The sequence below is a fragment of the Pandoraea sp. NPDC090278 genome (assembly GCF_044772185.1).
Taxonomy (GTDB): Bacteria; Pseudomonadota; Gammaproteobacteria; order Burkholderiales; family Burkholderiaceae; genus Pandoraea.
The window spans coordinates 1-13,841 of the sequence record NZ_JBIVYJ010000014.1; the positions used below are offsets into that span (position 1 = coordinate 1).

A 13,841-nucleotide genomic window follows, 5' to 3' on the forward strand; every position below is an offset into this window, starting at 1 on the left:
CGCACGCTTCGCATGCGCTCGCGCGTGGTGCTGAACTGGTGATGGTGCGTGATAACTTGCGCCATGCAACCATCTCGACGACTTCCACCTATTTGGGGACGCCTCAGAAAACGGAAAATAAAGCACGCTAAGCCGGTTGCAGTGGGCGTAGCGGCCGGAACTTGCCGACGCCGACCCGGGCGCTACTGCGCCACAGGTAATCGCCGGTCAGGTTGATGTGCTCCCAGCCTAGCGGCGATAGATATTGCAACAGGGTGCCGTCGTGGACTTGGCCATGCTCACGCAATGCGTTCACAGCCCGTTCAGAGTAGACGGTATTCCACAACACGATCGCTGCCGTCACAAGATTGAGGCCGCTTGCGCGGTAGCGTTGCTGTTCGAAACTGCGGTCGCGGATCTCGCCCAGCCGGTTGAAGAACACGGCGCGGGCCAGCGCGTTGCGGGCTTCGCCCTTGTTCAACCCGGCATGCACGCGGCGGCGCAGCTCGACGCTTTGCAGCCAGTCCAGGATGAACAGCGTTCGCTCGATGCGGCCCAATTCACGCAGGGCGACGGCTAGGCCGTTCTGGCGGGGGTAGCTGCCAAGCTTTCGGAGCATCAGCGAAGCCGTCACCGTGCCTTGCCTGATCGAGGTGGCCAGCCGCAGGATTTCATCCCAGTGGGCGCGAATGGCCTTGATATTCAGTCTGTCGCTGCTGACCATTGGTTTGAGCGCGTCATAGGCGGTATCGCTTTTCGGGATATAGAGCTTGGTGTCGCCCAGATCGCGAATGCGCGGCGCGAAGCGGAATCCCAAAAGATGCATCAGCGCGAAGACGTGATCGGTGAAGCCCGCCGTGTCGGTGTAGTGCTCCTCAATGCGCAAGTCGGATTCGTGGTACAGCAGGCCGTCGAGCACATAGGTCGAGTCGCGCACGCCGACGTTCACGACCTTAGTATGGAACGGCGCGTACTGATCAGAGACGTGGGTGTAGAACGTCCGCCCTGGGCTACTGCCATATTTCGGGTTGATGTGGCCGGTGCTCTCGGCCCTGCTGCCCGTGCGGAAGTTCTGACCGTCCGACGAGGAGGTGGTGCCGTCACCCCAGTTCCCGGCGAAGGGATGCCGGAACTGTGCGTTGACCAGTTCCGCCAGTGCTGTCGAGTAGGTTTCGTCTCGGATGTGCCAGGCTTGCAGCCATGCCAGCTTGGCGTAGGTCGTGCCGGGACACGATTCGGCCATCTTGGTCAGGCCCAGGTTGATGGCGTCGGCCAGTATCGTGGTCAACAGCAGGTTTTTGTCTTTGGTCAGGTCGCTGGACTTCAGGTGCGTGAAATGCCGGGTGAAGCCGGTCCACTCATCGACTTCGAGCAGCAGTTCGGTGATCTTGACGTGCGGCAGGATCATCGCAGTCTGGTCGATCAGTGCCTGCGCGGTGTCGGGCACGGCCGCGTCGAGCGGTGTGATTTTCAGACCCGAGGCGGTAATGATGGCATCTGGCAACTCGTTGGCCTGTGCCATGTGATTGACGGTGGTGAGCTGCGTTTCCAGTAGCGTGAGCCGCTCGTGCAGGTACTGGTCGCAGTCGGTGATCACGGCCAGCGGCAATTCGCCGCCCAGTTTGAGGCTGGTGAACTTCGCGGGCGGTATCAGATAATCCTCGAAGTCCTTGAACTGGCGCGAGCCCTGTACCCAGATATCACCGGAGCGCAGCGCGTTTTTCAGCTCCGATAGTGCGCATAGTTCGTAGTAACGCCGGTCGATGCCGGTGTCGGTCATCACCAGCTTCTGCCAGCGCGGCTTGATGAACCCGGTCGGCGCGGCGGCGGGCACCTTGCGGGCGTTGTCGATGTTCATGCCGCGTAGCACTTCAATGGCGTCGAGTACGTCCTTGGCGGCGGGCGCGGCCCGCAGCCTGAGCACGTCTAGGAAGGCGGGCGCGTAGCGATGCAGCGTGGCGTAGCTCTCGCCGATGCGATGCAGAAAATCGAAGTCCTCGGGTTGTGCGAGCTTCTGCGCCTCGGTGACGCTCTCGGCGAAGGCATCCCAGGGCATCACGGTTTCGATCGCAGCGAACGGGTCGCGGCCCGACTGTTTGGCCTCGATCAGAGTCTGTCCAATGCGACTGAACAGCCGTACCTTGGCGTTGATAGCCTTCCCGGATGCATGGAACTGTTTCTGGTGTTTCTTTCTGGCGTCATTGAACAGCTTGCCGATGATGCGATCGTGCAGGTCGATGATTTCGTCAGTGACGGTGGCCGTGCCCTCAATGGCGAGCGCGGCCAGCGTGGCATGACGGCGCCGCGGCTCGAACTTGGCCAGATCGGCGGGGGTCATCTGACCGCCTTCGCGCGCGATCTTGAGCAGCCGGTTCTGGTGAACCAGCCGTTCGATGCCAGCCGGAAGGTCAAGCGCCTGCCACACCTTGAGACGCTCGATGTGCTCCAGCATGTGTCGTGAGTTCGGCTTGACAGGGGACTGGCGCAGCCAGGCCAGCCAGCTCGTTTTGCCGTTCTCGCGGCGCTTGAGCAGGTCATCAAGGTGACGACGATGCGCGTCGGATAACTGCTCGGCCAGGGTATCGTAGATGTTCCGGTTGGCGCGTGTGATCGCCTCGGCACAGATGCGCTCGACGGCGTTGAGGGCAGGCAGAATGATCGACTGCCGCCGCAGATGCTCGATCAAAGCGCTGGCCAGCACAATGCCCTTGTCGGTTTGCATCGCCAGCTCGGTCAGCGTGTGGACAGCCTGCCGGTAGTGGCCCATGGTAAACGGCTGGAAGCCGAACGCCGTTTGCAGTTCAACCAGATGTTCGCGCCGGGTCTGCTCCCGCTGTCCGTACTCCCCCCAGCTTTCGACATTGACCTTGAGCTGGTCGGCGAGCAGTTTCAACAAGGGAGGAAACGGTGGCTCATCGACGCCAAGGATGACACCAGGAAAGCGCAGGTAGCAGAGCTGCACTGCGAAGCCCAGCCGGTTGGCCGGACCGCGCCGCTGCCTGATGATGGAGAGGTCCCTTTCGCTGAACGTGTAGTGGCGGATCAACTCTTCCTTGGCCTCCGGCAACGCGAGCAGGCTCTCGCGCTCGGCTGCGGACAAAATCGAACGGCGGGGCATGTAGCTTCCTTCTTCTTGAAAACGTAGGTTTGTGAAAAGCCGTTCGATACTTCCGGTGCGACACGGAAGATCAGGGCCTCGCAATTCTCGAAAACAGTTCTTGAAACTCTATTCTTGATTGCATATCATCTCAATGAGTTTCGATAAAGGAGGGATGCTCATGCGACCGTCCGTAGTGCTTGACATGAAGCGAAGCGCGGTGCGCGACGCTGTAAGCCGCTTTCGCACAGCGAACCCGCGTGTCTTCGGTTCGGTGCTGCATGGCACCGACCAGGACGGCAGCGACCTCGATCTGCTGGTCGATGCGCTGCCTGGTGCCACGCTGTTGGACCTGGGCGACTTGGAAGACGAATTGAAATCTCTGCTGGGTATTGACGTCGATTTGCTAACACCCGGTGACCTGCCGCCGAAGTTCCGGGCCAAAGTGCTCGCGGAGGCTCAGCCGGTATGAGCGAAAACCGACTGCCCGATTACCTTGATCACATACAACAAGCCGCAGCCGATGCGCGCAGTTTCGTCGAGGGACTGGCCAAGGATGAATTCTTGGCCGATAAGCGCACCCAGCAGGCCGTCATCATGAGCCTCATCATCATTGGCGAGGCTGCCACGAAGGTAATGGATGGATATGCCGAGTTCATCCAGGCGCACGCCGAAGTGCCGTGGCGTAGCATGCGCAACATGCGTAATCGGATGGCCCACGGCTATTTCGACATCAACCTCGATGTGGTGTGGGAGACGGTACAAGAATGGCTGCCGGAGTTGCTCGAGCAACTGCCTGCCGTGCGTCAGGATGCTGAAAGCGAAGATCGCAACGACGGTGGGGGGACATCTAATGTTTGACGAAATTCTCCGCCTAGGTCCGATGCTTGGTGCACTTTGTGTAGCTTTTGGCTGGTATGTGGTACACCGCCTCAATATGGCAAGAGACCGCGCCAATAAACGACATGACTTGATCGTCCAATACCTACTGGAGGCATATCGCCGACTAGAAAATGCTGCAAATCGCGAAGATAAGACCGAAGAACAGGCAGTCGCTTTTGAATCTGCTGTTGCGGACATCCAATTCCTAGGAAGCCCTGATCAGATAACGGAAACGGTTAAATACCTGAAAGCGCACGCGTGCGTAGGGGCAAGCACAATCGATAACGTGCTTTCTCTGCTGCGCAATGACCTCAGAAAAGAACTTGGGCTTTCGCGAGTGAATCACCCACTCGTGATATTTCGGTTTGCACGTGATCGGAGTAGCGAGTGGCGTCCTGGAAGTTTTCAAGAGAATCCCGTTTGCCGTACTAGTCGTGTGCATGCGAACGAGGGTCCCTAATGTTGATTGGTTACGCACGCGTCTCGACGCACGACCAAAACCTTGAGCTGCAAAGTGAAGCCTTGAGCAAGGCTGGATGTCAAAAGGTCTTTGAAGACAAGGTCAGCGGAACGAGAGCAGACCGTCCCGGCTTGACCAAGACACTCGAAATGCTGCGCGAGGGAGATACGCTCGTCGTCTGGAAACTGGATCGGCTGGGCCGCAGTGTCAAACAACTGGTAGATCTGGTCGGCGAGTTACACAAGCTCGGCGTCCAGTTCAAGAGCCTTACCGACTCCATCGACACAGGCACGCCGTCCGGTCGATTCTTTTTCCACGTCATGGCTAGTTTGGCCGAGATGGAACGAGAACTGATCGTCGAGCGAACCCGTGCCGGATTAGAAATCGCCAAGCAGCTCGGCCGCAAGGGCGGTCGCAAGCCCAAGATGACTGACAGCAAGATCGAGTCGGCCAAGAAGCTACTGGCCAGCGGTGTTCCGCCCAAGGATGTGGCCAAGAACCTTGGCGTGTCCATTCCTACGCTGTACCGCTGGGTACCAGCCTCCGCACACCCTTAGCGTGCTTTATTTTCCGTTTTCTGAGACGTCCCCTATTTGCACAGCGACGAGATCCAACGAGCAAGGCAAATGAATCAGGCTTTTGCTGCGCGAAAATAGCGTAGACGCCACGCGGACATCGCCAGGCATCGGGATGCTGGCATCACTTTCCGACAAATCTAGACATAAGGCGAGGCGGTTTCATAACTATTGGTGTTATGTGTCATTTCCAGCCTCATCCCGGCATCCCTCCGCAGACTCGATGGGTTTCCTTCAAAGCCTTGCCTGGTCAGGCTTTAAAGTAGATTTTTCATTTATGGGCGTTGGGCAATTAGCGTACGATTTTTTCCGTTTCGTGAGCTGCCCCCAACCACCGCGTGCACCACGCGGTGAATGACCAATATCTCGACAAGAACTACGGTGGCATGCTGGTGATCTGGGACCGGTTATTCGGCACCTTTGCTGAGGAGCGCGAACCCTGTGTCTATGGAACGCGCACTCAATTGCGCAACTGGAACCCGCTGTGGGCGGTGGCGGTAGGCTACAGCGACGTCTTCAAGCTGGCGCGCCGCACCAGGCGCTGGTCGGACAAGCTTCGCGTGTGGTACAAGCCTCCGGGTTGGTTACCCGACGCCCTGAAGGCAGAGGCCGGCACCGCGCCCTACGACCTGCAGGCTGCCGCTCAGCGCTACGCTCCACCGCTGTCGCTCGGTTGCCGCTGGTTCGCTGCGGTGCAGTTTCTGCTGTTGACGGCTGCTACTGGTGGCTACCTGTGGTTTGCCGACGACCTGTCCTACGGACAGACGGTGCTCGTGGTCGCGCCGATGCTAGCGGGATTGTGGTCACTCGGTATGCTGTTGGATGGTCGCTTGACGATCGCCAATATGTGGGGGGTGAATCTGGCCAGCGCCGGCGGCGCGCTGGCGATGTGGCTGAGCTTACCCCTGGGTTGACGCAAACCGTTTCTGTGGTCGGCGCAGCGAGGGCCATCACAGGCCTCCGATGGCGACCCCGTATGCGCTTGCTGCGATATTCTGAGGGCACACAAGTCACGGTGGGCGATCTGTGTCAACTCCATTAGGGCACCTGCTTGGTGTGCAACGGGTCGCTGTTCAATGATGAAGCGCTCCAAATTCACCACGTCTTCCGGCGTGTGGACGGAGGAAGCAACGCGTCGGAGAACCTCCTCCTTCTGCACCTATACTGCCACCAGCAACAGCACGCCTCCGACAAGAGGCGGAAGGTCGACTCGGATGCTTTGCAACTTGCCTGAGCCGTGTGCTGGGAAACTAGCACGCACGGTTCTGAGGGGGCAGGAGCGCAGTGATGCGCTCCTGCTGCCCGGCGGTGCTGCAGCCGCACGAATCGCTCGTCCTTATAGACCTGATACATGCGCTGCAGCACGGCTTTCGCAGCGGGTCCGGCGAACTTGCCATACTCGCGCTCGACATCAGCCAGCGCATCCAGATCGGCGTCCGTGTAAGTCCGTGCAAAGGCATTCGCTGGTGCGCCCTTCGGCTTCACGAGCTTCTGCCTGACCATCCAGCGCCGGACGAGTCGGTTGACATGCGCGCGGCTGAAGCCACTAAAGCGACGCAGGTATTGCAGAGCTAGTTGTAGTGACTTGCAATCGATGTGGTTTCCTGCTCGAAATAACTGCACCTGAGGGAGGGCGCGTGCTTGGATTATCTGCAATTGTGCTTGCATTCAGACAGCCGTGCTTGCATTCCATTTCCGCCTGCTCACATTATCGGTGACGCCCTGTTGACACCACGACGGTACTGTCATGGTGTGGCCATCTTGTTGATGGACGAGGCATTGAAAACTGCGCTGTCATCGCTCGGGGAGAGGAGCCCGTCCACAAACGATGCCGAAACCGACTACGTTGGCCGGCCACCTCTTCCGCTGTCAACGGTTTTGGTCAATCCATGATTGGTACCCCCCGCGCAATGTCGCCAAAATCAGTAACAGGTTGCAGAGAATGCCTTGTGCTGATTGGTCGACTGTGATGCGTACAAATAATGTTGCAGTCATAGCCATTGACGCGGAACCAGTTCCTGTTGAAGTTGCTAGCGCGAAATCGGTTGCTGATAAACCAGTAAGCAGTGTAGTCAGCTGCTCTTAGCATTTGCAGCACATCTCGAACAACCGGTTCAGAATTTGCTTCAATGAAGAGTCGAGGCTTATGCTGCGTGATGAGATCCCAAGCCCCCTTCAGGATTTCGGGCTCGAATCCTTCTGCGTCGATCTTGATTAGATCAACGCCAGGAAGTGTCCGTAACAGCTGATCCTCGTCAATTTTGATGACCTCCACCGGCGTCACCGTTGTCTCCGCTTTATATTCACCTTCGGTGTCGAATCCTTGCTTGACGGAGAAGGAGCCATAATTCCATGGTTCTTCGTAGGTTGATGTCCGAATGTTCACAATCTCCGCCGTGTCACCAACCGCAATATTTCTAGCAATGATGTTGAGCCGGTTGTTCAGCGCGATGTTTCCGCAGAGGACATGAAAGATCGGGCGCTGGGGTTCATAGGCAATGACTTTTCCTTCGTTGCAGATCATGGAAAGCGGGACTGTGTGCATCCCAATGTTTGCCCCAACCTCAACGACGTTTGAAGCGGGCGAAAGGATGTCTTGAAACAGCTCGACCTCCGCTTCCGACCACTCCCCGTACATGTTGACGTAATTGGAAATCATGTCTCCATTGAGGAGAAGAAATTTGCCGTGCCGGCAATCCTTGATAAAGGTTCTCACGATGATTGAATATCCTGCGTATGGAAACGATTGAAGATCTGCACCGAACAGAGAGATCGCTTGATGACGCTGAGCTCGGCGCGGCGAAGTCAAGGCAATTTTCTTTGAGCACTTAGAGCCGCTAGCACAAGTCGTCAACAAAGCGAGAGCAGATAACAGCGGCAGCCAGGGCAAGCAAAGCGACATGAATATCGAGGCGACGTTCGAAGCGAATGCGAAGTTTGCCGAAACCGGCGAACCAAGCATGCGTGCGTTCTACGACCCAACGATGCCGCCCGAGCCGCTCGCTGCTTTCCACGCCACGACGGGCGATACGAGCCTTGACGCCTCGCTGCTTCAAATAACGCCGGCAGCGAGCAAAGTCATAGCCCTTGTCAGCATGCAATTTCCCGGACGTTTGCGGGGCTGGCTGCTCAAGCCCGGCACTGCCGGGATGGCATCCAGCGTGGGCTCGAATGCCATCGAGTCGTGTCGGTTGGCGCCCGTGATCGTGACTGCCAGTGGGATGCCGCGAACGTCTACGACGATGTGCCGTTTCGATCCGAGCTTTCCTCGATCCGTCGGGTTGGGGCCGGTTTTCTGGCCCCCCGGGGGCTGGAAACACTGGCGCCATCAAGACTTGCCCGCTTCCAATCAATCTGGTCGTGCTCGCGCAATCGACGAAGCATCGCCAAATGTAATCGCGCCCACACGCCTGCGACTTGCCAGTCTCGTAGGCGTCGCCAGCACGTCATGCCACTGCCGAAGCCGAGCTCTTGCGGCAAGTCTTCCCATGGGATACCGGTTTGCAGGACATAAAGGATGCCGTTCAGCGCTGCGCGGTCATCGACCGTGCGACGTCGACCGCCTTTGGGTGACGGCGTGAAAACCGGGAGCAGCGATTCCAGTGTTGCCCATAACTCATTGCTGATTTTGCGTCTGGCCATGTCGCGAGGATATGGCGCTCATCGCTTCATGTCCAGGTTGTGTTAGCGACTCTTACGGACCAGTGCATCAAATAGTGCGAAGTTGATCACGCGCGGTATATTACCGCCGCACGCATGACCGGCTTTTGCGAATCCAGGAAACGATGGTTTGATGGACGCTGATCCGGCTGGTGCCCGGCACCGCAGGAAGCCCTGTAAATTGGCTCCACCAACCGCTTCCATCTTTCAATGTCCGACTATACTGGATTTTCAGCGAGCAACCTGGAATTCGTATGCTCATCGGCTACGCGCGGATCTCGACCGACGACCAGCATCTCGACCTTCAACGCGACGCGCTCGCGAAAGCAGGCTGTGAACGTGTCTTTGAGGACACGGCCAGCGGCGCGAAAGCCGAGCGCACCGGCCTGACGGCACTGCTTGCGACGCTACGCCGCGGCGACACAGTGGTGATCTGGCGACTCGACCGACTCGGTCGTTCGCTGAAAGACCTCATCTATCTGGTCGAGCGGCTCGACGCCGCCGGCGCCGGTCTTCGCAGTCTTCAGGAAAGCATCGACACGGCGTCGATCGGCGGCCGCCTCGTGTTTCACCTGTTCGGCGTGCTCGCCGAGTTCGAGCGCAACCTGATCCGCGAACGTACCCAGGCAGGGCTGTCAGCCGCCCGTGCTCGGGGTCACAAGGGCGGCGGCAAGAAGCGGCTCGACCCCGAACACGAAAAACTTGCTCTGCAGCTTTATCACGAGCGGCGGCACACCGTTGAAGAGATCTGCCGGTTGATGGGCATCGGCAAATCCACCCTCTACAACTATTTGACCGAGGCGGAACGTAATGCCCAGCGGGCGGCGTAAGTCGATTCCGCCCGACTCCCTGATGCAGTTGCGGCAGCGCCTCGACCGCCTGTCGCACAAGAGCGCGCAGCTCAGGTGGCGGCCGTCGTCGAGCTGTACGGCATCTCGAAGACGACCGTATATCGCGCGCTGCACCGGGTCCAGCAGCCACACTCCGCGCAACGCGCCGATCATGGCAAGCCGCGGGTGCTGCCGCAGGCGGAACTCGAACGCTATTGCGAGCTGATCACGGCGCTGAAACTACGTACCACGAACAAGCAGGGCCGGCACCTGTCAACGCGGCGGGCAATCGAGCTGCTCGAAGACTACGGCGTCGAAACCGTGCAGGGATTGATCAAGGCCCCGCGAGGCGTACTGCACGTGCCGACTATCAACCACTACCTGTCGCTGCTGCGCCTGGATCAACCACGTCTGGTACGGCCGCCGCCCGCTGTCCGGTTTCAGGCCGAATGCAGCAACGACTGCTGGCAGTTCGACATGTCGCCGTCCGACCTGAAGCACATCGAATGTCCAGCGTGGGTCGATCCGGCGAAGGGTGAGCCCACGCTGATGCTGTTCGGCGTCGTCGATGATCGTAGCGGCGTCGCCTACGACGAATATCGATGCGTATACGGCGAGGACGCTGAATCAGTGCTTCGCTTTCTGTTCAACGCGATGGCCCCGAAGGCCGATCCCACGTTCCCGTTTCAGGACCGGCCAAAGATGATCTACCTGGACAATGGCCCGGTCGCGAAGAGTCGTGTGTTCCAGAATGTGATGCAGGCGCTCGACATCGCATGGCAGACGCATCTGCCAGCCGGCAAGGACGGCACGCGCACGACGGCTCGCTCGAAAGGCAAGGTCGAGCGGCCGTTCCGCACGATCAAGGAAGCGCACGAAACGCTCTATCACTTCCACAAGCCGGAAACCGAGAAGCAGGCAAACGAATGGTTCTTCCGCTATCTGCTGCGCTACAACGACCAGGAACATCGATCCGAAAAACATTCGCGCATGGATGACTGGCTTGCCCATCTGCCGGCCGAAGGCGTGCGCGATATGTGTACGTGGGAGCAGTTCTCCCGCTTCGCCCGCGAACCGGAGCGCCGAAAGGTTGGCATCGATGCACGCGTCTCAATCGACGGCACCGCTTACGAGCTTGAACCTGACATGGCCGGCGAGACGGTCGTGCTCCTTTGGGGGCCTGTTCGATGACGAACTGTACGCGGAGTTCGACGGCGAGCGCTTCGGTCCGTACCACCCGGTCTCGGGACCGATCCCGCTGCACCGCTATCGATCGCTCAAGCGTGGGAAGGCCGACGAGTGCGCCGATCGTATCCGGGCGCTGGCTGACCAGCTCGGATTGCCGATCACGGCGCTTGCGGGCGATGACGTGCATCTGACAGCAGTGGCATCGCCACCGATGCCGCATCAGCCGTTCGATGCCGACGCGCACGAGTACCGCTTCCCCAGTGCGATCGCGGCCAAGCTCGCAATCGCGGATGATCTGGTGCAGCCGCTTGCGAAGCTGTCATCACTGGACCGGCAGTTCATAGATCAGGTGCTTGCCGAAACCCTGGTGCGCCGGGTGGTACTGGCGCGCGTCCACGACTATTTCCGGTACCGAAAGTCAGGAGAAGGACATGCGAGTTGAAGTGATGGAGCACTACGGTCTGGCGGCCCCGTTGAATCAGGCCGGCTACTTCGAGACTACGCACCACCAGCAATTGATGAAGGACATCAAGGGCGCAGTCTTCGAGGGACGGCTGATCGCGTTGTGCGGTGTCGTGGGTTGCGGCAAGACCGTGATGCTGCGTCGGCTTCAACAGGCGCTCGAAGACGAGAAACGCGTTACGGTCTCGAAATCGCTCGCGATCGAGAAGCATCGCATCAAGCTTGCGATGTTCATCGCCGCGCTGTTCTACGACCTGTCGACCGAGAAGCAGATCCGCATCCCGACACAGGGCGAAAAGCGTAAACGCGACCTACGCGAACTGGTCAGAAAGAACAAGCGACCCGGCGCACTGTTCGTCGACGAGGCGCATGACCTGAACTGCAACACGCTGATTGGCCTGCAGCGTCTGATGGAACTGGTCGAGGACGGCGGCGGCAGCCTGTCGCTGATCCTCGCCGGACACCCGAAGCTGCGCAATGACCTTCGATGCGCGACGATGGAAGAAATCGGCTACCGCACCGACATCTTCTCGCTCGACGGCATCGCCGGCAGCCAGCGCGAATACCTGTATTGGCTGCTGGGCGCATGTGCCGCCGACGGCATCGATATTGAATCGATCCTCACCGAAGACGCGATCGACTTGCTGGCGACGAAGCTACGCACGCCGCTGCAAATCCAGCTGCATCTGACCCTGGCGTTCGAAGCGGGATACCGGACCGGCGAGAAACCCGTGTCAGCCACCTTGGTCGAATCGGTGCTGTCCCGGCAACTGGATGACCTTGAGCCGACGCTCACGCGTCACGGCTACCGTATCAAGGACCTTATGGAGCAGTTCGACGCGAAACCGGCCGAGATCAAGGCGCTCTTCAGCAACTCTTTGGAGCCGGTACGGGGCTGCAACCCTGCGCGACAGGATGCTAGCCGCCGGGCTGCCGATCTGAGTTCCGTCAGTTGCAGATAATGTGAGCAGGCGGAGATGGAATGCAAGCGCGACTCGCTGAATGCAAGCACAGTTGCAGATAATTCGAGAACAGGCATCAAGTCAGTTGCGGTTATTTCGAGCAGGAAACCGCGTCGATTGCAAGCACGGCTGCTTTCGATTGCAAGTCGCTACAACTAGTCCCCGGTTACCGCACGTCATCTGGCGGTAGTGTTTGTTGGTACGACAAAATCGTGCGTTTCTGTGCCTTCAAGAATGGCGCGCACCTGCTCAACGGTGCGCACGCGGGTTTCGTTCAAATTAATGATCATTCGATGAATGATCAACCATCCCATAGCCTCCCGCCACTCGGCCTTCAACCCTTTACGGGCGGGGCTTTAGCTTAGGCTCATCCGCGCCTGGACAGCGCCGGCAACAACTCATCGCGAAATTTAGATTTATTTCTATCTGCCTATCAGTCGAACGAGGACATCATGGCACAAAATTTACTTCTGCTCTGAAAGTTTCTCGTTGCGCCGAATAAAGCGAATCGGCGAAGGTTTAATTTAAATAGCCGACTTGATCAAATGTGATTGATCGTTGCCAATCGTGAGTTTATCTGGGCCGAATGCGTCGTGTGGCACGGCCAATCAGTCATTTATGGCCTGCGTAAGTGCGCGTCGGGGAGGAGTCTGTGAGGCTTCTCCATCCTCGGTACACCATTCGATTTCTGCGTCTTGTTGTACGGCCTATCTTTTCCCGGCGGCGCGTCGTCCATCACCCTCGAGGTGATTTTCTTTAGACGACGTGTGTTTTTTTGCTGATGTCCATTCCATCACGTCAAATTGCTTATGCGTTTTCGTCCATCTTGCTCCCTCGGCCCCTCTTCCAAGCGTCGTTTGACTGCCCGCCACCGATTAAGCGCGTGCGCGCTGAGTGTCAGTTTGGCCGTTCCCGTGCTCGCGGCAGCGCAAAGCGCTGGCATTACGGGTCTCGGAACGGGGATGGATGTGAGAAAAGTCAGCGTGAGCGATGACGATAACGTGGTGACCTGGACCATTAGTGCCGGCACGGGTTCCCGCACCTTTCGTTGGACGCCCTCGGGGGGCGTGCAAGACCTCGGTGCCGTGACCACTATAGATGAATTCAGCTTAGGGGGGATCAGCGCCGATGGAAGTGTGGTGGTCGGTACTGCAACGAACGGGAGCCAAGGGGAGCAAGCGTTTCGATGGACTGCCGCCAAAGGCATCCAGTTTCTTGATCGTTTCCCGGTCACACAGTTCTCCCATGCCACGGGCGTCAGTGGTGATGGGCAAGTGGTTGTTGGACTTTACCGTAGATCGGACGGGGCTAACCTAGCATACCGTTGGACGGTGGCCTCCGGTTCCAGGATCTTGGGGCGAATTCTTACTCAAGCGCTACAGGGGCCAACGATGACGGCTCAGTGGTGGTAGGCTGGAATTATGACGCGGGGTCTCAGCGAGCATTTCGATGGACAGTCGGCACGGGGATGACGTCGTTGGGCGTGTTGTCTGGAGATAACGAGTCCAGAGCTAACGCAGTGAGCGGGGATGGCAAGGTAGTGGTTGGCACTTCTTGGACAAACACCGAGGACCACGCCTTCCGCTGGACGCAGAGCGCCAACGCGCTGGAAGCTTTAGGCACACTGGGTGGCACAAACTCGCGGGCCTGGGGCATTAGCCGTGACGGTAAGGTCATTGTCGGGAGCGCACAAAAAGCCGATGCCACCTGGCAAGGCTTTCGATGGACGGAGGCCGCCAAGATGCA

11 protein-coding genes and 3 pseudogenes are annotated in these 13,841 nt (G+C 58.6%); 11 read left to right on the forward strand and 3 right to left on the reverse strand.

Annotated elements, in window-relative coordinates; translation table 11 throughout:
- Window positions 1-127 precede the first annotated feature (127 nt).
- A complete protein-coding gene (locus ACIQWO_RS26615) occupies window positions 128-3,097 on the reverse strand; it encodes a Tn3 family transposase (RefSeq protein ID WP_402830686.1) in 2,970 nt (989 codons plus the stop codon).
- A gap of 160 nt (window positions 3,098-3,257) precedes the next feature.
- Here ACIQWO_RS26615 and ACIQWO_RS26620 point away from each other — a divergent pair, with 160 nt between their 5' ends.
- The 5 genes from ACIQWO_RS26620 (at window position 3,258) to ACIQWO_RS26640 (ending at window position 6,227) form a co-directional block, all read left to right on the forward strand.
- A complete protein-coding gene (locus ACIQWO_RS26620) occupies window positions 3,258-3,548 on the forward strand; it encodes a nucleotidyltransferase family protein (RefSeq protein ID WP_402830688.1) in 291 nt (96 codons plus the stop codon).
- On the forward strand, window positions 3,545-3,937 hold the full coding sequence (locus tag ACIQWO_RS26625) for a DUF86 domain-containing protein (RefSeq protein ID WP_402830691.1): 393 nt from the start codon (window positions 3,545-3,547) through the stop codon (window positions 3,935-3,937). The genes ACIQWO_RS26620 and ACIQWO_RS26625 overlap by 4 nt, the downstream gene beginning before the upstream one ends.
- A gap of 480 nt (window positions 3,938-4,417) precedes the next feature.
- Window positions 4,418-4,975: a recombinase family protein gene (locus ACIQWO_RS26630; protein WP_402830693.1), complete on the forward strand. Its 558-nt coding sequence runs from the start codon at window positions 4,418-4,420 to the stop codon at window positions 4,973-4,975.
- 368 nt (window positions 4,976-5,343) lie between these two features.
- A complete protein-coding gene (locus tag ACIQWO_RS26635; RefSeq protein ID WP_402830696.1) occupies window positions 5,344-5,907 on the forward strand; it encodes a sterol desaturase family protein in 564 nt (187 codons plus the stop codon).
- A gap of 140 nt (window positions 5,908-6,047) precedes the next feature.
- Window positions 6,048-6,227, forward strand: coding sequence for an HNH endonuclease (locus ACIQWO_RS26640; protein WP_402830704.1), 180 nt, complete (start codon window positions 6,048-6,050; stop codon window positions 6,225-6,227).
- A 648-nt stretch (window positions 6,228-6,875) separates the two neighbouring features.
- Here the strand turns inward: ACIQWO_RS26640 and ACIQWO_RS26645 are convergent.
- The gene (locus ACIQWO_RS26645) at window positions 6,876-7,895 is read right to left on the reverse strand and encodes an FkbM family methyltransferase (protein WP_402830706.1); all 1,020 of its coding nucleotides are present in this window, start codon (window positions 7,893-7,895) and stop codon (window positions 6,876-6,878) included.
- Window positions 7,831-8,635 (reverse strand): annotated as a pseudogene (locus tag ACIQWO_RS26650) (IS5 family transposase). The gene ACIQWO_RS26645 and the pseudogene ACIQWO_RS26650 overlap by 65 nt, the downstream one beginning before the upstream one ends.
- Window positions 8,636-8,907: 272 nt before the next feature.
- Between ACIQWO_RS26650 and ACIQWO_RS26655 the strand changes: the two are divergent.
- The 6 genes and pseudogenes from ACIQWO_RS26655 to ACIQWO_RS26680 form a co-directional block, all read left to right on the forward strand.
- Window positions 8,908-9,483: a recombinase family protein gene (locus ACIQWO_RS26655; protein WP_402830699.1), complete on the forward strand. Its 576-nt coding sequence runs from the start codon at window positions 8,908-8,910 to the stop codon at window positions 9,481-9,483.
- Between the two features lie 4 nt (window positions 9,484-9,487).
- A pseudogene (locus ACIQWO_RS26660) lies at window positions 9,488-11,113 on the forward strand (IS481 family transposase).
- Window positions 11,114-11,189: 76 nt separating this feature from the next.
- The gene (locus ACIQWO_RS26665) at window positions 11,190-12,095 is read left to right on the forward strand and encodes an AAA family ATPase (RefSeq protein ID WP_402830709.1); all 906 of its coding nucleotides are present in this window, start codon (window positions 11,190-11,192) and stop codon (window positions 12,093-12,095) included.
- Window positions 12,096-13,057: 962 nt separating this feature from the next.
- Window positions 13,058-13,507, forward strand: a complete 450-nt coding sequence (locus ACIQWO_RS26670; protein ID WP_402830701.1) for a hypothetical protein — start codon at window positions 13,058-13,060, stop codon at window positions 13,505-13,507.
- Window positions 13,483-13,578: pseudogene (locus ACIQWO_RS26675) on the forward strand (hypothetical protein); the annotation flags it as partial. The gene ACIQWO_RS26670 and the pseudogene ACIQWO_RS26675, both read left to right, overlap by 25 nt.
- A gap of 57 nt (window positions 13,579-13,635) precedes the next feature.
- On the forward strand, window positions 13,636-13,841 hold a 206-nt coding region (locus ACIQWO_RS26680; RefSeq protein ID WP_402830711.1), incomplete at its 3' end, for a hypothetical protein.

Coding starts and splice junctions, on each gene's coding strand:
- ACIQWO_RS26625 (WP_402830691.1), top strand. CDS start 3,545: ATGAGCGAAAACCGACTGCCCGATTACCTTGATCACATACAACAAGCC.
- ACIQWO_RS26670 (WP_402830701.1), top strand. CDS start 13,058: ATGGATGTGAGAAAAGTCAGCGTGAGCGATGACGATAACGTGGTGACC.
- ACIQWO_RS26645 (WP_402830706.1), bottom strand. CDS start 7,895: ATGTCGCTTTGCTTGCCCTGGCTGCCGCTGTTATCTGCTCTCGCTTTG.
- ACIQWO_RS26615 (WP_402830686.1), bottom strand. CDS start 3,097: ATGCCCCGCCGTTCGATTTTGTCCGCAGCCGAGCGCGAGAGCCTGCTC.
- ACIQWO_RS26620 (WP_402830688.1), top strand. CDS start 3,258: ATGCGACCGTCCGTAGTGCTTGACATGAAGCGAAGCGCGGTGCGCGAC.
- ACIQWO_RS26630 (WP_402830693.1), top strand. CDS start 4,418: ATGTTGATTGGTTACGCACGCGTCTCGACGCACGACCAAAACCTTGAG.
- ACIQWO_RS26665 (WP_402830709.1), top strand. CDS start 11,190: ATGAAGGACATCAAGGGCGCAGTCTTCGAGGGACGGCTGATCGCGTTG.
- ACIQWO_RS26655 (WP_402830699.1), top strand. CDS start 8,908: ATGCTCATCGGCTACGCGCGGATCTCGACCGACGACCAGCATCTCGAC.